Source organism: Nostoc sp. DedSLP04, assembly GCF_034530775.1.
Classification (GTDB): Bacteria; Cyanobacteriota; Cyanobacteriia; order Cyanobacteriales; family Nostocaceae; genus Nostoc.
In genome coordinates, this window is sequence record NZ_JAVRCL010000097.1 from 1 (window position 1) to 21,575 (window position 21,575).

Sequence of the window (21,575 nt, forward strand, 5' to 3'; positions counted from 1 at the left end):
ATTTTTATTTCTGTATCATTTTTCCATAACTTTTGTTTTAAGGACATGTCTAAAGTATCAGCATCAGGTATCGCATCTGGTAAAAAGGGCTTTCCTAATTCCAATAGTGCAGCTTCTTGATGAATGAACTGCTGTAACGAGTCAATATACTGCTTGAGTTCTGCTTCAGACAATTCTGCATCTTCTAATTGCTGCTGAACCTGCAACAAAAATTCTTTCAAAGCTTGACCAAAAACAATTTCTAACCTTTCTTTGTGTCGAATTCCTATATCAGAAGGAAAATTTCGCAGAATTTGAGCGAAAAAGTTTTGGGTGTATTTTTTTAAATCTTCTCGCGCCAGTTTCTCTAGGAGAGTCTTAAAGACAAACCCGAATGCATTTTTGACTCCCCAAACAACTAGCCAGTCTAGCATTAATAGCCTAACTCCATATCTCTAACTCTATTTTACTGAGCTAAGGCTTCAAGCCACAGTAATGTTTCTAAGTCATCTTTCCAAGTATCTTTAATAACCCCAACAGCCCTTTTACGCACTTCATCTGTAACCTCTGGTTGAGTTTCAACCAAATTTTTAATTTTGTCAAGCAGTCTTTTGTCTGTTTCTCTAATCAAAGAACGAGTTCTCAGATTTTGCAGACATTCTGCTGCAAGCAATAAATTCTCAAAACCATGTTCTTGTCCATTTTGTTCTGCTAGACAATCTATAAGTTCCGCAGCAAACTTTTGATGAATTTTGCCAGTAATTAAAATGACCACCTCACGCCAAGCTGCATCTGTCCATCGTTGAATAAAAACTCTTTGTTTCAGTTCATCCAAAGATATAGTACGTTCATGTTCATATTCGCAAATAAAATGCGAAGCACAAAAATATTCTAAAAAACTTCGATGCACAAAGCCATAAGTATCTCCTCCGAGAAAACACAATATAAAACTACGATTTGTTAGCTGTTCGCGTAATGACTTAGCCTGCAAATAGGGTTCATTAATTTCTTTAGCTTTTAAATATTCAGTCAGAATTGTTTCTAAAGCCTTTTTACTGATAACTAAACTATTGCCGATAAAATTTGCATCTGATTGCATTTTGTAAGCAATTTTACGCAACATTTCTTTTTTGTCGTAATATTCTAATCGTGTCTGGTCTGGTAGATATTTTCTCTCTGCATCCCACTTGTGCAATAACACCTCTGATGCATGTTCATAAAGAGTTGCTCTATCCCTTGGTAATTCCTCATGTCGATTCAAAATTGCCATCATTGTCAGCAGCAGAGGATTACCCGCTAATTCTCTAAATGTGCGAGAATTTTCGATACACTTTAATAAGCGATCGCGTTTTGTATTTCCTTCATGTTGATCTGCAAAAGCTAATGTATGCCCTTGAGTAATAAATCCCTCAATTTGCTCCTGTTCTAAATCTTGCAACATAAAGTGACGAAAATTTGCATCTCTAAATAAATGACGCTGCTGTTCGTAACCAACTACCCTAGATGTAACTAAAACTCGTGCTTTGTCATAGGTTGTAATAAAGTTAATAATATCAATAACTACATTTTCCCTTTCTCCTGGATCGAGTACCTCATCCAAGCCATCAAATATCACTATTGTTTGCTGAGTTCTCAGCCATTGTTCTAATTCTCTTTGATTAAGAGTTCCGCCAAGTACACCACTTGCTCTCTCGAAATACTCCAAAAAATTGTGGCATTGCGAATTATTCCGATTTTCAATATAGTTGCGTAATTCAATCAATAAAGGTAATTCTTGTAAGTCTAAATAATTGATTGTAATTCTTGCCCATTCCAATGCCCTATATTGAGCTAGAGTAGATTTACCAGAACCCGGATTTCCTAATATAACTGTATACTTGTAATTTTGTGGGTCATTAAGTATATCTAAAACCGAAACATTAGTTGCTGGTGTTGCTAACTGCTCACAGACATTTTGCGGTACAAATATATTCCATAAATCGAGGCTGTAATTACATCCGCTAGTGTCCAAACTCTCCAGCTTGAGTTTGCTATAAGCAGTAAACAACCCCAATTTATAACGACGGAAATCAAAATCTGGTAAAAGGGGAGTAAGTTGTTCTAAACTTTCTCGTATTCTTGACAAATTTTGTGAATCTAGTAGTTTCCTTAATTCGTCAGAATCTTGTAAGATATAATCGATTTTTTTAACATATCGTTTGATAAGCTGCTGCCAATTAAAATCTACTGGTAAAGTTTTTAAATTAAGATTATTCCAAGCCTGTATTAATATTCCAGTATCAATAGTTTGATTATCAATTTCTGATGTAGTAACCCCTAATACTTTTTGGAAAGGTTTACCCAGTTGTTTAAGAACCTCTGCATTAAGAACAAAATTATCTAATGAAGCTTGATAAATCTTGATTTCATCTCCTTCAATTTCATTATCTTCTAGTTCTTGCTGTACCAATCCTAAAAATTCTTTCAGAGCTTTACCAAAAGCATTTTTCAAAGAAATTTCTTTAGCTAGATCAACTTTGTCTTTAATACAAACACTAAAAAAATATTTAACGTAATCTTCTAAAGCATCTATAGCTAAACTCGCAAGTTTTTCTAGAATTGGTTTAAAAATAAAACCTGCGACGTTAGTAACACCCCAAGCGATTAAAAACTCTAGCATTTAAATTTTTTTAGCTAAGTTTAACAAAATATTTCAGAAGTATAATATATTGCTAAGAATATTTTGGATTAATTTTTATGTTTTTTTAAGGTCAGCGATCACTGAAAACTATAGCTAACACAAACATTCTCTTTACCTTTAAGCTTAAAAGCGATGCTACCTGAAGATTTGTTAAAAATAACTATATACTGTGCATGGATATTAGGAGTAATTTTATGGTTCTACAAGTTAACCCCATCCAAAAAGAACCAATTGTTACTTGGGAAGCACTTCCAGCCGACTTCATTTTACCAGACGACCCAGTGGAAAATATTCAACAACCTGCGATCGCTGCTGCGCTTACCGATGCTTTGGGAAGCACAGGACGCATCCAGCCTCAAATGCTGATTGGCTCTAATTTTGGACTTGTAGCCACAGTCTACAAAAAAATCGTTGTCAAAGCCCCAGACTGGTTTTATGTCCCTCAAGTGCAGTCTGTGGGAACAAATGTAGTTCGTCGCAGCTATACCCCGAATTTAGAAGGTGCTGCTGTAGCTGTAGTGATGGAATTTCTCTCAGATACAGAAGGTGGAGAATTATCAGTCCGCTCAACTCCACCCTACGGTAAACTCTATTATTATGAAAAGATTCTCCAAGTTCCAACCTACGTAACCTACGACCCTTACGAACCAAGTATAGAACTACGATGCTTACAAAATGGACAATATACCTTGCAGCAAGCAGACGCTAATGGACGTTACTGGATTCCTGAGTTAGAGTTATTTCTCGGAATTTGGCAAGGTGAAAGATTATGCCAAACCATGAATTGGCTACGCTGGTGGGATAGAGAAGGAAATTTGCTGTTGTGGAGCAGCGAACAAGCCCAACAGGAACGCCAACGTGCTGAACAAGAACGCCAACGTGCTGATATATTAGCTGCTAAGTTACGTGAGCTAGGTATTGACCCTGATGCGACGCCGATAGCGTAGCGGTAGCGAGTCTGCGAGCGTCATAGCCCATCGTAGACATCGCATAACATCAACAAATGCTGGGAATAATAATTTTGGGACATCAGCACCAAAATTCTATGAAACAGCAAAAAAATCAATTCAGCCATCTTACTGCGATCGAAAGAAGTTATCTATCATTTCCGGCACAGTTTTTATTAAATCAAAATCTTCTCCAAGGCAAAATACTAGACTTTGGTTGTGGCTTTGGTAATGATGTTAAAATATTGCGCCAAAAAGGTTGTGATATTACAGGCTATGACCCTTATTATTTTCCCGAATATCCTGATACTAAATTTGATACAATAATTTGTTTCTATGTTTTAAATGTTTTATTCACTGAAGAACAAACTAATGTTCTTATGGAAGTATCACACTTATTAAAACCAGGAGGGAAAGCTTATTATGCTGTGAGAAGGGATATCAAAAGAGAAGGTTTTAGAGAACATTATGTCCACAAAAAGCCTACCTATCAATGTCTTGTAAAACTTCCCTTTACTTCAATTTGCTTAGATGAGCATCGGGAGCTATATGAATATGTTCATTATAATCATCAGCGAAATTCATCTAATTATTGCATATTTTGTAATCCCCATAAAAATCTAAAATTATTAACTGAATCAGCAACAGTTTATGCTATTTTTGATGGCTATCCAATAAGTCAAGGTCATGTTTTAGTTATTCCCAAACGTCATGTTAGCAATTATTTTGAACTTCCATTAACAGAGCAATATGCTTGCTGGTTTATGGCGAACAAAGTCCAAGAAATTATCAAAGCAGAATTTGAACCTGATGGTTTTAATGTAGGAATGAATATCAATCGTGCTGCTGGTCAAAATATTATGCACGTCGGTATTCATATCATCCCTCGCTACAAAGGTGATACTGTCTTTGCTAAAAGTGGAATCAGGAACGTTATTCCTAAAAAGCAATAGTTTTTCTGTAATTATGCAGGATTTCAAATTCTGCTGTAATTTAACCACTTTCAAGTGATTATAAAAATTCCTGAAACATCATGACTTCCTCAAACTTGTCCCATAAGGTTGAGATCATCTCTTAAATCCTTTGTCACATGCTTTTTCAGTACAACCTCTACTTTGTTATTCTAAGCATTACTGTAATCATCTCAACTACTGTTGCGTTTACAGCTATGGCAGCGTCGCTCAATTTCTTTGGCTAGCAAGCCTTTCATTTCGATGATGCTAGCGATCGCAGGATACGCTACAGTTGCAGCAATGGAAGCAGCAGAAATTATTAAAACCTAAAAATTAGGTTTTGTTGAAAATATTGCAAAATATTTCAGTTAGGCCAGATTATCTGGATCTATTCCCAGCGCTCTTAATTGTTTTGCCAACTGTTGAACCCGTTGTTCTGCAACATCAGCGCGTTGCGCTTCTTGTTGGGCGCGTTGCGCTTCTTGTTGAGCGCGTAGTGTTTCTTGTTTTACTTGTTCTGCGGGCGTGAGATACCGTTGTCCTTGCTCATCATACCAATACATCCATTCCCGCGTTACGCCGCAATAATTTCCCCTTTCGCACCCAATTCCCAGTCCAATTTCTGGTAGCCAAACGGGGTTTCCCTCTTGCAATTCATACTTACCATTAACTAACTTATGTACTTCCAGATGCGGTTTGCGGCGGCGGCGAGAGGAATAAATCACGTAATAAAGTACACCTAAAGCCTCATATTCATCCAATTTAGTAGTGTATTCCTTGCGATAATTTTGGGAAACTACTTCTAGGATGAAAATCGGTACAACGTTTTCATCCCACAGCACATAACTAGGACGCAGTTCCTCATCATAAAACCGCTCTACTCCTAAGCTCAAAAACCCATCTGGCACAATTGGCGGTTTATCAGGGTGATAATAAATACCCATATCTATCGCAAATAACCAGTCCATGCGCTCTGACCAAAGCATCAACAAGATCACCTTTAACAAGCCTGGTATCAATTCTTGCAGTTCATTATCCACAGGCGTTTCATCAGAGTCTGGTAGTTCCTCGGCTGAGGGCAAGTACCTTGGCAAGCTGTACTCTAACATGGCTGGTTTTCCCAAAACTCAAAGGATATTTGGCTCAACAGAATTATAGCGATTTCTCCCCTTGCAATGTCATTAGTACAGGACTTACGCAACTGACATAAGCAATGACGTGCGGAGCGCGCCGACTGCCTAAAAACTAAGCCATTGACATAGCAATATCTGGACGTTAGTAGTCTGTCTCATTAATCACGAGACATAAACGAGTTCGTAGTCAGAACTTTAGCTCTAGTTTTTTAAGCACTAAAGTGCTTACTACAAACTCTCGAAATTAGCTTGACAAATTACTAGTTGACTACTGTATATTAAGTACTCGACTGACACTAATTGATAGTTTTTAACTACTAAACAATCTTAAATCTGCCGGAATCATGAGCAATAAAATTTATTTGATGCTTAAATTCTAACTGTTATAATCCGATTATCTTGACGATCCAATGTTTTGCTTTGACTAAGGGATACCACTTGTGGTATTGAGAAACAGACGAGATTCGACAGATATATTAGTTACTAGCTCGTTTCCTGGTTGTGTATAGCATTGCTTTAGCTAAAGTTGCTTCCCAGTCAAGCATACAAGCGTTTATACCCCACCAAGGATGTTGCTTCAGCCGAGAAAATTTTGGTAACTCTTAACTATTAATAAATATATCGGTGCTTAGTGCTATTCATGCTTTATATTTAGCGACAGGGTGGTGCAAACAGCTAACTTATGTTCCAAAACTTAGAAGGCAGTGCCCATCAGGAGCAATTCACGCTTTGATACTATCAGCACGTAGTGTAAGTAAAGGTTAAGTTGATATTCAAACTAATAATTTTTGCTGAATTGCGACGGATAAAGACTAAACTAAAAAGTCTTGTGCAGCAAAACCTGTAGCTTTAAATGAAGTAATCATGTCTAAGGTTCTTGTCTCTGATTCGATTGACCAAGCTGGAATTGACATTCTTTCGCAAGTTGCAACTGTTGATGTCAAACTAGGTCTAAAACCAGCGGAACTGATCGCAATTATTGGTGAGTATGACGCGCTGATGATTCGCTCTGGTACGCGTGTCACTCAAGAAATCATTGATGCCGGCACCCAGCTAAAAATCATCGGGCGTGCTGGTGTGGGTGTGGATAATGTGGATGTTCCTGCTGCCACACGCCGAGGAATTGTGGTAGTCAATTCTCCAGAGGGAAACACAATTGCCGCCGCCGAACACGCGCTAGCGATGATTTTGGCTTTGTCTCGCCACATCCCCGATGCTAACGCTTCGGTGAAACGTGGTGCGTGGGATCGCAATAGCTTTGTCGGTGCGGAAGTCTACAAAAAAACTCTCGGCGTTGTCGGTTTGGGAAAAATTGGCTCCCATGTTGCGGCTGTAGCTAAGACAATGGGGATGAAACTCCTAGCTTATGACCCTTTTATTTCTACAGAACGAGCCGAACAACTTGGCTGTCAGTTAGTTGAGTTAGATTTACTCTTCCAGCAAGCAGACTATATCACCCTCCACATCCCGAAAACCCCAGAAACTACCCACTTAATCAATGCCACAACTCTGGCAAAAATGAAACCCACAGCTCGGATTATCAACTGCGCTCGTGGTGGGATCATTGATGAGGTAGCTTTAGCAGCAGCTCTGAAAGCGAGTAAAATCGGTGGTGCAGCCTTGGATGTGTTCGAGTCAGAACCACTGGGTGAATCGGAATTGCGATCGCTAGGCAAAGAAGTTATCCTCACCCCCCACTTGGGAGCGTCTACGGCAGAAGCTCAAGTGAATGTGGCTATTGATGTTGCCGAACAAATTCGGGATGTACTTTTAGGACTACCAGCACGTTCAGCCGTCAACATTCCTGGACTCGGCCCCGATGTGTTGGAAGAACTCAAACCCTATATGCAACTAGCAGAAACTCTAGGTAATCTAGTGGGACAGCTAGCTGGCGGACGGGTGGAAGTACTCAATATTCGACTGCAAGGGGAACTCGCAACCAACAAAAGTCAGCCTTTGATCGTCGCTGCCCTCAAAGGACTACTTTACCAAGCTTTGCGGGAACGAGTAAATTACGTAAATGCCAACATAGAAGCCAAAGAACGGGGAATTCGGGTGATTGAAACCCGTGATGCTTCGATTCGGGACTATGCCGGCACATTGCATCTAGAAGCCACGGGTACTTTAGGTACTCATTCTGTCACAGGTGCTTTGTTGGGTGAGCGGGAAATCCACCTCACCGACGTTGACGGTTTCCCGATTAACGTCCCACCCAGCAAATATATGTTGTTTACCCTGCACCGCGATATGCCAGGGATTATCGGCAAACTTGGTTCCCTACTCGGCAGTTTTAATGTAAATATTGCCAGTATGCAAGTAGGTCGTAAAATCGTCCGTGGTGATGCCGTCATGGCTCTGAGTATAGATGACCCTTTACCAGAGGGAATTTTGAATGAGATTATAAAAGTCCCTGGTATCCGGGACGCGTATACAGTAACACTATGAGTGCTGAGTGCTGAGTAACGAGTGCTGAGTGAAAAAGTTAGGAGTCAATAGTGAGGAGTGAGCAGTTAAACAGGAGAACTCCTAACTCCTAACTCCTAACTCTCAAACTTATAACTCAGCACTAAGCACTCAGCACTCAGCACTAAAAAATGGCAAACACCTGGTGGGAACTACAGATTTTATGTGAGCCAGACCTAGAAGATTCAATCTTTTGGCGACTGGAAGATTTTGGCTGTCGTGGTACAGCTAGTGAAAACAAAGGAAATTCATCTTTAGTCAGGGCTTACTTATCGACAATTCAAACGCAACTGCTAGATTTAGCAGCACTGTCGCTATGGCTGCGTCAAGATGCCCTCTGTGTAGGGCTTTCATCTCCTTCACTGCAATGGCAGTTAATTGATGAGGAAGATTGGGCGACTAGCTGGAAACAATATTGGCATCCCCAGGAAATAGGCGATCGCTTTTTAATTAACCCCGCTTGGCTACCATTACCAGAAACAACCGAACGGTTAGTAATTCGCCTCGATCCTGGTGTAGCATTTGGTACAGGAAACCATGCGACCACTCAGCTATGTTTGGAATCCCTGGAAATGCGGCTAAGTGGAGTTCCGCAGTCCTTTGTGGGTAATAGTGGCAAACATGAACATTTGGTAATTGCGGATATTGGCTGTGGTTCTGGTATCCTTTCCATTGGGGCGCTGTTATTGGGTGCTGAGAAAGTCTATGCAGTGGATACTGACCCTTTGGCGGTGCAATCAACCATCAGTAATGGTGCGCTGAACGATATTAGCCCAGAACGTTTACTACCTGCACAGGGAAGTGTAGACATTTTGACAAAACTAATTGAAAGCCCAGTGGATGGTATTGTCTGCAATATTTTGGCTCATGTGATTATTGAATTGATTCCAGAAATGAGTGCGATCGCTAAACCTGAAACTTGGGCGATCTTCAGTGGTATTTTACTAGAACAATCTAAAGCTGTTGCTGACGCTTTAGAAGAAAATGGCTGGGTTGTCGCTACCCTGTGGAAACGCAAAGAATGGTGTTGCTTAAATGTACGGCGTTCTTAATTCGGTAGAAATTATCGCCATCTAAATTATTCGTAAACAATTAGATGCCCAACTTCTTAAATAAGCCGGGGAGCTTTAAGTAAGTGACATAATATATAGATTAACCACTATTGACTTTTGAAACTAGCGATGAAAGAACGGCTACAAATCCACAAAAAAGCTGACTCATCCGCTTATTCGTCAGAGCAAAGTCAGTTGCAATCGTATTTATTCACTACTCGCTCTCAACTTGGCTCCAACAAGCCTATAGTACAGGCAAAGGTAGAAAATCAGAAATTTCAACAATATCAGTTTGAGGCAACGAAACTCCAAATACAAGCCAAGCATGGCACTATCACGCCAGAGGGACAAGAGCGACTCACTGTCTTGCAAACAAAGATGAATGAGTCTTTGCAGCAAGGCAAGGAACACTCTTCGCAGTTTGGTCATAACCTGAGCAAAATGGCTATAAAACGTGCTGATAGTCTGTCAATAGGAGAAATACAGCCAAAACTGACTATTGGTCAATCAGGAGATCGATATGAGCAAGAGGCGGAAAGTGTTGCTACTTCTGTAGTCAACCAAATTAATCGATCTCCTCTGCAAAACCAGGACGCACAGCAGACGATACCAGCTAATAAGAACGAACAAGCAAAGTCTGAAGAAATATTAGCAGCAAATAACTCAGCAGATAAAAAACAAAAATTTTTACAAGAATATTCGCTAGCCAAAACACTAGTAAATGGTATAGATGACACATTACCACAAGATAAAATACTGGAACAACTTTTCAAAAACTTTGTAAATATCCAATTTCAATACACAATGGTGAGTAAGAGTCCAGAAACTCTATTAAAAGGCTCTCCAGAAGGAGATTGTCAGACATTAGCCCGTGCTTTTAAAAAAGTTGCAGAAGAGTATTTTGGCATTGAAAAAATTACAATTGAAAGTATCGCCAAACCTTTTTTGAGTGAAGCTGGAGCTACACCATATCAAGGTAAAAAGCCCAATTGTGATGACGGTAAACGATGGTTTTTCCAAAACCATTATTGGGCTAGCTGGAATGGAAAAATTTATGATGTTTTATTCCTCAGCAATAAACGAACCGAAGCTGATATGGCAAAACAGGTACAACCACTGACATCAATGTTGATGCCTGAACAAGAATACTATCAAACAGAAAAAGGAAAAATTGTATATCCAATTGTCAATAAGTATTCTACTGTAGAGGTTACGGTTTTTGAGAAACTGAAAAACTTTGTTAATAATCTCGGTAGGTTTTTCTCCAATAGTATGAGTACGATAATTAATAAAATTCGGTCTTTATTTGCCCAAAGTGGAAACAATACTAGTGGTTTGGATTCTCTAATGAGAGAACTGGAACACGACAAAAATAATAGTGCGATCGCAAACAACCAAACTCAATAATTCCAACTTGATATTGTAGTGTGGAAATTGCTCAAAAATTTTGGCACTAGGGGTACGACAAATCTCAGAGCAACGCAAACTTTGTTACCACCGCAGGTATCGCTATCTTTGGTTTCAGAAATAATGGTGGGAAATAATGCAGAATTAAAATATCCATAATCAATCTTTCAGTCCCCCCATGACTACTATTAAGGAACAACTCATTGCTGCGATCGAAACCGCTCCAGAATCGATTCTAGAGGAAACTCTCGACTATCTCGAATATCTCAAAACCAGAAAAAATCGCTCTGGTGTTAAACCAGCAAGTGCCATTATCCAAGATGGCGAACCAATACTGCGTGGCTCCAAAGCTAAAGATTTGCTGAAATTTGCTGGTACCTGGCAAGGTGAGGACTTTGAAAAATGTCTCCAGTCTGTTTATGACACCCGCTCGCAGGCTGAATTCTGATGTATCTGCTTGACACTAATCACTGTAGTCGCATCATCTTCGGTGAACCCAATCTCATCCAACAGCTACAAGCCCATAGCGAAACGGGCGTTGGCACCAGTGTCATTGTCTGTGGAGAACTACTTTATATGGCAGCCAAATCTGAACAAAAAGCCGCCAACCTCGAACGGATTAAGACTTTTCTAAACACTATCGACCTTTACCCCATTAATCTACCAATCTCAGACATTTACGGCGATCTCAAAGGTACACTTGTCAACGCATTTGGCCCTAAAGAGAAAACCGAGCGACGAAAATTCAACATACAGACTTTGGGCTTTGGGGATAACGACCTTTGGATAGCAGCTACTGAAATTTACTACAACCTCACAGTAGTCTCAACGGACAATGATTTCCAACGTATTCACCAGATTCGCCCTTTCGCTTTAGAGTCTTGGGTTTGAACAGCAATATCTAGCTTACTAACTTGGCTTTCACCACTGCCCGGAATTATCTTCTTGTTGCAACCCAATTAACTGTCGCCGCTTCCAAGCATAGTGAAGAATATTAATCCCTAATTCCTGAGCTGTACGAATAGTTAATCTGGGTAAACTCAAATCTCTATCCAATCCCCAAGCAGTTGCTAAATCTCCAATTGCTAAAATAATTCCTCCACCGATTAACAGTTTAATCTGCTGTTGATTAACCATTGGCAAGGCGGCAAATAAGAAAGGTTTTGTCCTTAAAGGATGACTCCGTTGCAATTCTTCTAAAGGTCTTAAAGGACTCTCTAACTGTTGTGCCAAAGCTTGAGTACTCTCAATTAGAGGATTTGCATTTGTTGGTGCATCAACAAAAAGTACACCACCTAAATTTAAGTAATTTCTGAGGGATTCAAATTCGAGGCTATTTAAAGAGATAGCCTGTCCACCTGTGAGATAAAGTATGTCATAGCCTTGGATATTTTCTGCTAAAGAAACCTGACCTGGTTCATCAGCCCCGCGCAAACTTGGGTATAGGGGTTCTACTGCTTGTAACAAGTACGAAAGGCTGAAAAAATTACGCGCACATTCAGGATCGCTATGAGTCGCCTGCGCCATACAGACAAGTGCTTGAGGACGCATTTGTGCCTGACGGCGATAACGCAAATCAATATTATTATATCCAGGGAAAAAAGCATCCACAGGTTGGGTAATGTCAGTATGTCCTGGTTGTAGAAGTATTCGACATATTTCTATTTCTGAACTAGCTGGTGTAGAATTTATTTGGTCAATTCGATAAGTTTCTTGAACAACATCTCTTTGCTGTCTGCGCTGCAATTCATCAGGATCTACATAGCTAACTACTAAGTAAATCATGAGCGGTTCAGAACTTACTACTTCTAAATCGATGGGAAAATCATAAGAAGTCGGTACAACAATTAGATTACCTGCTAAGTCAATTGCAATCCCAGGTTGAATTTGTACCCAACGTCCATCTCGATATCTAGCTTCTACTTGGCTTGGAGCAGCCACATCTCGCACACCTAAACCGCAGACAATTCCTGGTTGATTTAAACTTTGATATTGAGCATTTTGCCTATTCCGGTGATATTCATGGGCTGTGCGCCAGCGTTCCGCATTAATTAGTAAGCCATCTGCGGCTTGCAGGCGTTCTAAGGATTTAATTGGTGGAGGTGGGAAAGGATGGGACATAGTAATTTTAGATTTTAGATTTTGGATTAAAAGTCTGTTTAATTTTACTTAACTACGAATTACGAATTACGAATTATTTAATTAGAGGGATTTTCGATAGATAATTCGTATGTGCAAAAAGCAGGTTTTTCTTGTTCTATGATTCTTTCAATAAGTTGCTCGTTGATGATGCCACTAGAAATATTTGAACGCAAACGCACTATAAAATGATATGGTTGTCCACCGGCTAAAACTGCATTTCCTAGTTGTGCATCTCCGATAATAAAACTTGGCCCAAAAGGTTCTGTAATACTAATATGTTTATTAGCTTCATTCGGTAAATGTTCGTCTAGCGGTAAACCAGTATAAAGATGCAAGTAAAGACGCAATCCTTTACGAGTTCCTCGCCAGCGATAAAGTTCTACGGCTCGGCGAATTAAACGCCGTTGTTGCTGGAGATCCCAAACAGAATCTACTTGCCAAGCAACCCAATGAGCCATAAAGGGCAATAATGCTTGCGGTGCTGTCAAAGGGTCGAGGTTTGCCCACATGACGTTGTAACTATCAACTATTGGTTGAAAAGCTTGCTCAAATATTTTCATGAAGCGACCAATAAAGTCCACTTCCCGATACAAAATTGGCAAGAATTCCATGTAGGCAGTGTAGGGACGGATGTATAAATCGAAATACTCGCTTCTCTCGATTTGTTCGTTGTCTGTGCCTGAGTCTATGTGTAGAGTAATTAGGCTACGAAAATTGAGTGTTAGTTTGTCTTTTTTTCCACGAGAAATCGCTTCTTGGTCTTCAAAAAATGTGTCGGGAATTGAGAAGTAGAGAACAGCATCCATTTGTCCACGAGGCGGTATCTCACTGCCTTCTGTACCAATCTGACACCACTGGGATGGGAAGTTTCCCTCAACGCTTAAGCTTACCCGCAAAGGACGTTGTTCTAAGTTTTGTACTTGCACAATCATCTCACTTGGATGTCCAGGATGCAAAAGCAAACTACGTCCAGTTACATCAATATTTTCGGCATTTGCAAATGCTAAACCTGCCACAGGTAAAGCTTCAGGAATTTGCATTGGCGTTAATTGAATGCTTACAGCTGGACTAGAGCGACTTTGAACCATAGGATTGGGGATTGGGGATTGGGGATTGGGGATTGGGGATTGGGGGCAGGGGAGGCAGGGGAGCAGGGGAGAAAATAATTCCCGATCAATGACAAATGACAAATGACAAATGACAAATGACAAATGACAAATGACAAATCAACGATTAATGATTTGGATGTCGTGATTGGAACGCAGATTTGTATCAGCCCAAGAACAGATTAAACCTTCCGATCCCGGATCGATCAATTGTTCTGGTGATGGTTGTCGTCGCCAATTTTCTCCTTGCTTGCGGATGGGAAATAGCAAGACGGGGCCTAAATGACGCACGCCTGGGGTTTGTTGCAGTAATGCGACAATATCTGATGTATAAACTGGTCGCCCAAAGGGCCAACCTTTGCCGTCAATTCCTCCAGTTAAGGGATTTAAATATTTATACAACGATCGCCTCAAATTCCGACGAATTTCTTCGCTGGCAAAAGGGTTGTTGTATGCTGGCTCTAAAGCAACTTCTGTCTGTACAGAAACACCTACGTAATTCGGCTCTTGTAACTCTACTTGTACTCCTAACAACCGTCTTTCATCTAAATAACTCAAAATTTGCTCTTGCAAGGCATTACTGAGAGCAAATTGTTCTGGTGTCATCCCATTGCCTTGGGCGATCGCATCTGTGTTTGCATAAGGAACTACCAGTAAACTAACTATACCAGCTTGTCTGCGAGAATTTGCTGGCAAACACCGGACGCGAGCGATCGCACCAGCACCCGCCTGTTGAGTTAAAACTTCAAAATCTTCAGCAGTGACGGCGCGATCGCGTGTGCGGAGGATGCGGGGAGCCTTCATTACAGCTTGTTCCAGCGATTCGGCATCTGCTCCATTGATTGCTGGTACGCGATTGACCACACTAGCAACATAAGGATACGCAGACTTCAAAAACTGAATTGCCCCAGTTTGAACATTGCCTTCTCTACCGCCGCCTGTACGATAACTAACCATCCTAATCTCTGCACCACGGGGAGGAATTGCCCCATATTGGTGTTCCGACTGGTTATTTTCGAGAACTTGTACAGATGTGTCATCTAGTGATGGTTGCTGAATTCTTGAGCGTACCTGGGTATGCTGTTTAAGTTGGCTAGGTTCCCGAATCAGCGGCCCAAACTGGATTGTACCAGTGATGGAATCGATGGTGTAATGAAAGTTATGCGGCCCAGAATCAGCAAAATCTCTCACTTCAGTCCACTTTTGCGGCAAACCACCAGCCGGAGTAACTAAAATATACTCATCTTCTCGGCGTTCTAAAATTGGTGCTGTTTGTAACTGGAAACTTTGACCGGGTGTACCATCACTAATTCCCAATCGCTCATCTTGAATCAGCGTACTATGGCTAGCCCTAACAGTACCGCCAATTGAACGCACTGCTAAACCAATGATTCGTGGCGGACGATTGTAACCAGTTTCATTCGCTTCTGTGCTTACAAAGCTACAGCGCAACCAGCGACCTCGATAAGAGGTAAAATTAGCCACAGGCCAAATTTGAGGTAAATGCAGACGTACCTCTGCACCTTGAGAGGGGTTTTCACCTTCTTGGGCGATTTCATAAAAACTGAAACCGCGAGTTTTATCATCTGATTCTTGCAATAAAACTGATTGCCAATTTTCCCCATCCCAAGCTTCCCATCTCCGGGGTGGTTGATTGGGGTTAATTCCCGCAGGAGTAGCCGCAGCTCCTTGGAAAATAATTTCTAAAACATTAGCGTCTAAAGGATCGTCAGAATTAATTGCTAAATAAAAGCAGTTACCAGGCTGGGGTTCCTCTTCAAATATCGGTTGTTCGTTACCTGTCCAGTAACCGTTAGATTGACGAGTCCAGGAAGTTGTGACTCTTTCGCGCAGAGATTGGGGAATATCTTCGGTAGTTTGGGCAGTTAAGAAATGTTGGATGCGGGGTTTGCCGATAATTAGAGGAGAATCTGTGCTGAAGGTAATTGCTTCTGTGGTTTCAGTGCGGATAGTTGAAGCTTCTAATCCTGCGGGAATCGTGTAGGCTTCAGGGAGTGCAGTGCTTAAATAAAAAGTTAATTCCGTGCGGGCTGGGGCGGGAGGCTGGAGACGAATACCTAGTAATTCTAAAAAAGCAACATAATTTTTTCGAGGTACTTGGTTAAATCTGAGCAACATTTGGTCAGTTAACCAAGCAAATAACTCAATGAGCGTAATTCCTGGGTCGCTGAGGTTGTGGTCAGTCCATTCTGGACAGTAGCGAGGAATACGCATAATACATTCTTCCACCAAATCATCAAAGGCGCGATCGTCTAAGTTGGAAGAAGGTAATTTCGGTAAAAAATCAAAGTTCACGATTCCTCCCCAGCCGAAACCAAATAATATGGATAAACAAAACTATAAATATCGGGACTATCTTTAAGTCGATAATTGATGATGATGTCCACTCTGCCACGCACAGGGTCAGGATCGGTAACAACTTCATCGATAGTAATGCGTGGTTCCCAAACTTCTAAAGCTTCCAAAACATAAAGACGGATTCGCAGTAGGGTATCGCTATTTAAAGGTGCAAACGCTAGTTCCGACAAGCGCGAACCAAAGGTAGGTCGATAAACCCGCTCACCTACACCTGTGCGGAGGATAATCCAAATAGATTCTTTAACTTTTTGATCTTCACGGCTAAGTTGTATCCCACCTTGCACGTTTAAATGCAGTGGATAAGCCCAACCTGTTCCCAAATAGGCTCGATCGCGACCATAAACCATATCTGGCACTTAGACAGCTGTTACATGGATATCTTCAAAGATATCGGCACAGAAGGTTTAAGCCTATTCGCCAAAGGTCGAACCCTCCCGGTAATTCAAAATTCAAAACTTGTACTGAGCGTAGCTGAAGTATTCAAAATTCTCTGAAACTGGGAACGAGGTTTAAGACAAGAGTGAGAAATTATTGAGATGCACTACAGTTAATTTCTAGTCTTGAGTACAAAGACCTTTATTTAAACTGTAACTGAATCGTATTAGAATATATTATTAAAAAAGTAATTCCAACCAAGATAAACAAGATTAAAGTAGCAATTAGACCACGATGGAGAGAGATAGCATTAAGAAGTACTAATAGCCATATCAAAGCAACCTCAACTGCACTAGCAATCGGTAGAAGAGTCATAACCTTTACTAGCTGAGGAGTTCGTAAAAAACCAAACCAAGGAGGCTGTAACCATATCTGGATAACCTCTATTTCTAAGAAAAAAATTTGTAAACCTACTATTGCTATCAGTAATTCAACGATCCCCCGAAATAATTTACTTATCATTTTTCTGCTCTAGTCAAACCTCTTTCAGGTAAATAATCACGAATTGCGGCTGATTTAGTGCCTATTTCTCCAATCAGCCGCCAATCAAAACAGTGGGATTACCTTTGATAATTTTATTCGGCGGCCCTAATGCTTCTAAAACAGTGTCGCCCATCCGACAGGCAGGCAGATTGTTAATCAGCACTGTCTGACTACCGTCAATCACAACTCCAGGGCCGTGAGGAGGGACGGGCAAGGGTGTGGCGCAATTATGAATATCAGCACCAGCAGCAGCAGCAGCGATCGCACTACCCATAGTAGCTGCTGATGTTGCCTTTGTAGTTTGTTCCGCAGCTAAGGCAGCAGGTGCTCCTGGTGTACCAGCCGCCGCAAGGGTAGCAGCCTCAGCCACTTGGATAGCTGTATCAGAAGCGGTTTTGGCGGACTGCAAACCTGGTACTGCTGCTGCAAGTACGCCCCGCCACGCAGGTAAAGACCCAATCAACACATTCCGACTACCCGGCCCTCCTGTTAAAACTGGGGGTAAAGGATGCGCCACATTGTCAGTAATTCTTGCTGCTGGTCTACCCACGACAACCTCCTATTGTGTTAATTACGAATTACGAATTACGAATTAATTAAGTCGAATCAACGCACCTTTAACTGTAATCGTACCGTTGGCTGAAATATCGATATTTCCGGCAGCATCTAATGACATATTACCTGTTGATTTCACTGAAACAGATTTAGCCATATCGTCCATTTTGATTCTATGACCGCCTTTGGTTTCAATCTCTATGCACCTTTGACTGTCATTAAGATATATTTTGTGACCGTATTCAGTTTCTACGCGAATACCTTTTTTGCTCGTTCCTTTATCTTCTTCAATAAACTGTAGAGTATGACCTACACGAGTTTTAATGGTGCGTAATCTTACACCACTTGTAACTGAATCCCTTACCTTTTCTGGTGGTGCATCCTTGCCATTCCATACTCCGCCAATAACGTAGGGACGGTGGATATCGCCATGCTCAAAACCTACTAAAACTTCATCGTTTACCTCTGGTAAACAGTCAAAACCTCTATTTTTGCCTGCTCCCACAGCTACAACTCTCGCCCAGTCACTTGTATGTTCTTCTGTGAGCGTGGGAAACTTAACCTTCACTCTACCCCATGCCTCTGGGTCTTTGTTATCAGTGACAATCCCCACTAATAAAGTCTCAGATGGCTGGAGACGTTTTTCTGGAGATAGAGTTGTGAATAAGCTACCAGAACGTAGTCCCCGCACGCTGAAATAAGTTTCATAAACGCGCTGACTAAAGAAATGGCGGGCTTCTGTAACATAATACTTACCACTATAGCGATCGCCCATACCCTGAAGATTAATAACCCGTCCCGGTCGAATCTCAGGATTCCCTTCTGCTTTGGCATCTGCATAAACAAATTCTCCCCCTAGTTCATCACACAAAGCCTGAGCCATCGTGTCTGCTTGTTTTTTACTGGCAACAGGTTTATCTACAACAATCATTTTGGGAGACTTAAGATTAGAAAATGCATTACTAGTACTACTTCCTAGCCGATTACCTGTCTCGGTTATTTGCTTTTCTTTCTTGGCTGTTCCACTAATCAATTTTTTCTGGGTATAGTCCCAGGCGCGTACTTCTACAGAACTTATCTGTTCAGCACTGGTAACGCGGGTACTAAATTTATTAATATCAACTAGCCATTTTAATGATAAAGAACCCTGAGTTTTTGGTTTGCAAAAATTGAGTTTTTCCTCTGTAATAAATAATTCAAAACCAATGCGAGCAGCCCTTTCTCGCAAAAACTCCATATTGGTTTGATTTTCTTGAAATACATACTTATGAACTTCACCAGTTGCTTCTATATTGCCAAGCTTTATGCCTACTTCTTTAACTATTTGCTTAACTATATCGCTATCAGTTTTATTTAAAAAAGAACGATTATAACGACCTCTGTGCAGGCGATGAGAAATATCATAACCGCGAACAATGATATCAGCTTCAGATTTTTCATTGAAGTTAACTTCCATCGCTGTAATTTCGCCTTCAATGAGGAATTCTCCTACCTCCTCTTGGAAGTTATTATCTAGAGTCGTACTAGAAGTAAAACCCAATTTCACTTTTTTCCCAATTTTAAATAAAGGCTCATGTCGCCAAGCCTTATTTTCTGGTCGGTCAGATGCGGGAATATAGCTGTTATGGATTACTAGCGTAAACATTGCTGGTAAATGAAGGCTTTCTTCGATTGTGATTTGCAACAAATCCTTCATTAATTCAGGAGAAGCTTGTTTTCCATCTATTTGTATTTTAGGTTCGCTTAAATAAAGGCTTTTTTTTGCAGGCATAATTATTAATTTATAACTTATGGAATGTTCAGTAACACCTCTTTGGCTGAAGACGCGATTCATCGCGTCTCTACAAATGGTCTATTTGTCGCATTCTTTTTTCAAATTGGTATTACTTATTTTGTCTTACTCAGTGTTTGTCCTTTTGGATCTCCCGCACGAGCATTGCCTGTAGAAGCAGATTGACGGCCTCCAGGAAGGTTATTCTTATCTACTTCTTGCAAGGCTATATCTACCAGTGCCCTTACTGGTGTACCATCACTCAAAAACATATTTAAAGTGTAGGTTAAACTCGTGATTACACAATAAAAATACTCGTTTCCCCATGTAAATATATAAACAGGTGGTCGTTTATCAGTTGCTTTACTGATAGTTTCTACTCCTTTCTTAATTTTATCTATATATTTTGTCATCACCGACTCTTTTGTTTCATAAGTATCATAAAGTAACTGTTTGAGCGTGAATTTGTAAGGTTCAACGCCAGAAAAGTTTACTTTCGGAAGTAGAGTAGTTCCTCTATTACCATCCTTACTTTCCCACTTAACAGTCCGAGAGAAACTAATATCTGTAGGATTAAACATTAATTCAATATCTGGCGCTTCACCGTTATAAGCTACAAGTTTAGCTTTCTCAAGTTGCGGTTGACGTTTTTGAATAACAATAATTGCTGGACTTGCCATTTGAGTATTCTCCTAAAATTAATTATTGAATACGAATTTACCAAGGTAATCTACCAGAGGAACCACCATGACGTTCTCGCTCAATTTCTATTAGTTGTCGTAATCTGCTATAAACTTCACGAGCTAGAGCTTCAATATCGGCGGTATCATCTTTATCATCTTCTTGAAAAATGGAGGATGCGCTCTCTATCGTCTCAGTTACTGGTGCTATTTCTCTAGATATGTCGGGTGGAGTAACTTCTCCACCATCAGCAAAGCCTCTAGCTGAAGGAAGATGTTTAGCAAAAACTTGTGGTGATTCTGAAACATGAGAAAGTTCATAATTTTGGCTATTAAATTCTCCATCATTAAAATTAAAACTAGTGAATTCATCATCATTTCCATTTAGTAAATCTTCCACACTCGACCATTGAGAAGGTGTATTTGACCATTGAGAAGATGTCTTAGTGGGAGAATTTGCTTTTCGGAAAATCAGGGGAGGCGACGAGTATTGAGGTGAGGATTCACCTACATCAATTGTTTGATTGTGAAGGGTATGAATCTCTGGAGAATTGAGAATAGAAAGTTTCTGTTTATTAATATTCAACCCCAAGGAAGAAGGAATTAAAGAATTGGATATCTCAGGTGAATCAGTCTCAGCGCTTTTTAGCTGTAATGAAGTGTCTGGAAAAGAATCGACTTTAGTCGGAGTCTCTGAAGAAATTGTTTCTTCTGGTTCTGTGGAATTGGGTGTCTGTAAACTTGGAAGAATAATATCTTGGGGTGTTCCACCCGTGTTGATGTGATGTAGTAAAGGTAAATGTTTCTGTGCATCTCTAGTATTAATCACAAACTCCCCAGGCGTAAGCATTGCAGGTACTGTATCCGAGGCTGCTATTTGCTGGCGATTTTCAACGCGGGAATCTGTTACGTGGCCACCAGTAGCATAACCTTTAGGTGCTGGCAAATTTTCTGCGATCGCATTTTGCTCAACTTGAGGTAGTGTGTTTACCTCATTTTGTGGGGAGATGGGATTATCTGAGGTATCAACAAAGGTTAATATTTCAGGATTTTCTTCATTTGTTACCGCAGAGGTAAATTCTGATTCTACTATTTGTTCATTGTCAATAATTTCCCTGAAAATACTCGCAGTTTCACCAATCTCTGGCGATGTGGTGGTAATTGGTGCGATCGCAGTTTCACCAATCTCAGGCGATGTGGCGCTAACTACTGGCGTTTCAGAAATCTCAGTTGATGTGGTGGTAATTGGTGCGATCGCAGTTTCACCAATCTCAGGCGATATGGCGCTAATTATTGGTGTTTCTCCAATCTCTGGCGATGTAGCGGAAAGTGGCGCGATCGCAGTTTCACCAATCTCAGGCGATATGGCGCTAACTACTGGCGTTTCAGAAATCTCAGTTGATGTGGTGG

The 21,575-nt window shown here is 40.6% G+C and carries 19 protein-coding genes and 1 pseudogene; 8 read left to right on the forward strand and 12 right to left on the reverse strand.

Annotated elements, in window-relative coordinates; genetic code table 11:
* Positions 1-413, reverse strand: a pseudogene (locus RMX89_RS32560) (hypothetical protein); the annotation flags it as partial.
* Between the two features lie 32 nt (positions 414-445).
* On the reverse strand, positions 446-2,638 hold the full coding sequence (locus RMX89_RS32565) for an NACHT domain-containing protein (RefSeq protein WP_322691859.1): 2,193 nt from the start codon (positions 2,636-2,638) through the stop codon (positions 446-448).
* Between the two features lie 215 nt (positions 2,639-2,853).
* On the opposite strand from RMX89_RS32565, the gene RMX89_RS32570 reads away from it, so the two are divergent.
* The 3 genes from RMX89_RS32570 (at position 2,854) to RMX89_RS32580 (ending at position 4,889) form a co-directional block, all read left to right on the forward strand.
* Complete coding sequence (locus tag RMX89_RS32570; RefSeq protein ID WP_322691860.1) at positions 2,854-3,606, forward strand: Uma2 family endonuclease; 753 nt, start codon at positions 2,854-2,856, stop codon at positions 3,604-3,606.
* Between the two features lie 98 nt (positions 3,607-3,704).
* Positions 3,705-4,559: a bifunctional class I SAM-dependent methyltransferase/HIT family protein gene (locus RMX89_RS32575; RefSeq protein ID WP_322691861.1), complete on the forward strand. Its 855-nt coding sequence runs from the start codon at positions 3,705-3,707 to the stop codon at positions 4,557-4,559.
* Positions 4,560-4,760: 201 nt separating this feature from the next.
* Positions 4,761-4,889 (forward strand): hypothetical protein, encoded by a 129-nt coding sequence (locus tag RMX89_RS32580; protein WP_322691862.1) that lies wholly within the window; start codon positions 4,761-4,763, stop codon positions 4,887-4,889.
* Between the two features lie 38 nt (positions 4,890-4,927).
* Here RMX89_RS32580 and RMX89_RS32585 read toward each other — a convergent pair whose 3' ends face one another.
* On the reverse strand, positions 4,928-5,668 hold the full coding sequence (locus RMX89_RS32585) for a Uma2 family endonuclease (RefSeq protein ID WP_322691863.1): 741 nt from the start codon (positions 5,666-5,668) through the stop codon (positions 4,928-4,930).
* A gap of 888 nt (positions 5,669-6,556) precedes the next feature.
* Here RMX89_RS32585 and serA point away from each other — a divergent pair.
* The 5 genes from serA to RMX89_RS32610 all read left to right on the forward strand — a co-directional run bounded on the left by serA (position 6,557) and on the right by RMX89_RS32610 (position 11,505).
* Positions 6,557-8,137: a phosphoglycerate dehydrogenase gene (gene serA / locus RMX89_RS32590; protein ID WP_322691864.1), complete on the forward strand. Its 1,581-nt coding sequence runs from the start codon at positions 6,557-6,559 to the stop codon at positions 8,135-8,137.
* Positions 8,138-8,286: 149 nt separating this feature from the next.
* Positions 8,287-9,207, forward strand: coding sequence for a 50S ribosomal protein L11 methyltransferase (gene prmA / locus RMX89_RS32595; RefSeq protein WP_322691865.1), 921 nt, complete (start codon positions 8,287-8,289; stop codon positions 9,205-9,207).
* 129 nt (positions 9,208-9,336) lie between these two features.
* Positions 9,337-10,614: a hypothetical protein gene (locus RMX89_RS32600; RefSeq protein WP_322691866.1), complete on the forward strand. Its 1,278-nt coding sequence runs from the start codon at positions 9,337-9,339 to the stop codon at positions 10,612-10,614.
* 178 nt (positions 10,615-10,792) lie between these two features.
* Positions 10,793-11,062, forward strand: a complete 270-nt coding sequence (locus tag RMX89_RS32605) for a hypothetical protein (RefSeq protein WP_322664900.1) — start codon at positions 10,793-10,795, stop codon at positions 11,060-11,062.
* Entirely contained in the window at positions 11,062-11,505 is a 444-nt protein-coding gene (locus tag RMX89_RS32610; protein WP_322691867.1) for a type II toxin-antitoxin system VapC family toxin, read from the forward strand. The genes RMX89_RS32605 and RMX89_RS32610 overlap by 1 nt, the downstream gene beginning before the upstream one ends.
* Positions 11,506-11,535: 30 nt before the next feature.
* Here RMX89_RS32610 and RMX89_RS32615 read toward each other — a convergent pair whose 3' ends face one another.
* From RMX89_RS32615 to RMX89_RS32655, 9 genes are all read right to left on the reverse strand, one after another.
* On the reverse strand, positions 11,536-12,735 hold the full coding sequence (locus tag RMX89_RS32615) for a DUF4159 domain-containing protein (protein WP_322691868.1): 1,200 nt from the start codon (positions 12,733-12,735) through the stop codon (positions 11,536-11,538).
* Between the two features lie 77 nt (positions 12,736-12,812).
* Entirely contained in the window at positions 12,813-13,844 is a 1,032-nt protein-coding gene (locus tag RMX89_RS32620; RefSeq protein ID WP_322691869.1) for a phage tail protein, read from the reverse strand.
* Positions 13,845-13,982: 138 nt separating this feature from the next.
* Positions 13,983-16,178 (reverse strand): putative baseplate assembly protein, encoded by a 2,196-nt coding sequence (locus RMX89_RS32625; RefSeq protein WP_322691870.1) that lies wholly within the window; start codon positions 16,176-16,178, stop codon positions 13,983-13,985.
* The gene (locus RMX89_RS32630; protein ID WP_322691875.1) at positions 16,175-16,588 is read right to left on the reverse strand and encodes a GPW/gp25 family protein; all 414 of its coding nucleotides are present in this window, start codon (positions 16,586-16,588) and stop codon (positions 16,175-16,177) included. Before RMX89_RS32630 ends, RMX89_RS32625 begins: the two co-directional genes overlap by 4 nt.
* Before the next feature lie 229 nt (positions 16,589-16,817).
* Positions 16,818-17,138: a hypothetical protein gene (locus RMX89_RS32635; RefSeq protein WP_322677840.1), complete on the reverse strand. Its 321-nt coding sequence runs from the start codon at positions 17,136-17,138 to the stop codon at positions 16,818-16,820.
* 73 nt (positions 17,139-17,211) lie between these two features.
* Positions 17,212-17,709 (reverse strand): PAAR domain-containing protein, encoded by a 498-nt coding sequence (locus tag RMX89_RS32640; protein ID WP_322691871.1) that lies wholly within the window; start codon positions 17,707-17,709, stop codon positions 17,212-17,214.
* Between the two features lie 42 nt (positions 17,710-17,751).
* Positions 17,752-19,485, reverse strand: a complete 1,734-nt coding sequence (locus RMX89_RS32645) for a VgrG-related protein (protein ID WP_322691872.1) — start codon at positions 19,483-19,485, stop codon at positions 17,752-17,754.
* Between the two features lie 116 nt (positions 19,486-19,601).
* Positions 19,602-20,165 carry a hypothetical protein gene (locus RMX89_RS32650; RefSeq protein WP_322691873.1) on the reverse strand — a complete coding sequence of 188 codons (564 nt, stop codon included), beginning with the start codon at positions 20,163-20,165 and terminating at the stop codon, positions 19,602-19,604.
* A 37-nt stretch (positions 20,166-20,202) separates the two neighbouring features.
* Positions 20,203-21,575: hypothetical protein (locus RMX89_RS32655; protein WP_322691874.1), on the reverse strand; the 1,373-nt coding region annotated here is incomplete at its 5' end.

What these genes read in the sequence shown, in the direction of transcription:
- RMX89_RS32575 (WP_322691861.1), top strand. Translation starts at nt 3,705, where the DNA reads ATGAAACAGCAAAAAAATCAATTCAGCCATCTTACTGCGATCGAAAGA.
- RMX89_RS32635 (WP_322677840.1), bottom strand. Translation starts at nt 17,138, where the DNA reads ATGATAAGTAAATTATTTCGGGGGATCGTTGAATTACTGATAGCAATA.
- RMX89_RS32645 (WP_322691872.1), bottom strand. Translation starts at nt 19,485, where the DNA reads ATGCCTGCAAAAAAAAGCCTTTATTTAAGCGAACCTAAAATACAAATA.
- prmA (WP_322691865.1), top strand. Translation starts at nt 8,287, where the DNA reads ATGGCAAACACCTGGTGGGAACTACAGATTTTATGTGAGCCAGACCTA.
- RMX89_RS32570 (WP_322691860.1), top strand. Translation starts at nt 2,854, where the DNA reads ATGGTTCTACAAGTTAACCCCATCCAAAAAGAACCAATTGTTACTTGG.
- RMX89_RS32565 (WP_322691859.1), bottom strand. Translation starts at nt 2,638, where the DNA reads ATGCTAGAGTTTTTAATCGCTTGGGGTGTTACTAACGTCGCAGGTTTT.
- serA (WP_322691864.1), top strand. Translation starts at nt 6,557, where the DNA reads ATGTCTAAGGTTCTTGTCTCTGATTCGATTGACCAAGCTGGAATTGAC.
- RMX89_RS32605 (WP_322664900.1), top strand. Translation starts at nt 10,793, where the DNA reads ATGACTACTATTAAGGAACAACTCATTGCTGCGATCGAAACCGCTCCA.
- RMX89_RS32610 (WP_322691867.1), top strand. Translation starts at nt 11,062, where the DNA reads ATGTATCTGCTTGACACTAATCACTGTAGTCGCATCATCTTCGGTGAA.
- RMX89_RS32600 (WP_322691866.1), top strand. Translation starts at nt 9,337, where the DNA reads ATGAAAGAACGGCTACAAATCCACAAAAAAGCTGACTCATCCGCTTAT.
- RMX89_RS32615 (WP_322691868.1), bottom strand. Translation starts at nt 12,735, where the DNA reads ATGTCCCATCCTTTCCCACCTCCACCAATTAAATCCTTAGAACGCCTG.
- RMX89_RS32650 (WP_322691873.1), bottom strand. Translation starts at nt 20,165, where the DNA reads ATGGCAAGTCCAGCAATTATTGTTATTCAAAAACGTCAACCGCAACTT.
- RMX89_RS32585 (WP_322691863.1), bottom strand. Translation starts at nt 5,668, where the DNA reads ATGTTAGAGTACAGCTTGCCAAGGTACTTGCCCTCAGCCGAGGAACTA.
- RMX89_RS32630 (WP_322691875.1), bottom strand. Translation starts at nt 16,588, where the DNA reads ATGGTTTATGGTCGCGATCGAGCCTATTTGGGAACAGGTTGGGCTTAT.
- RMX89_RS32620 (WP_322691869.1), bottom strand. Translation starts at nt 13,844, where the DNA reads ATGGTTCAAAGTCGCTCTAGTCCAGCTGTAAGCATTCAATTAACGCCA.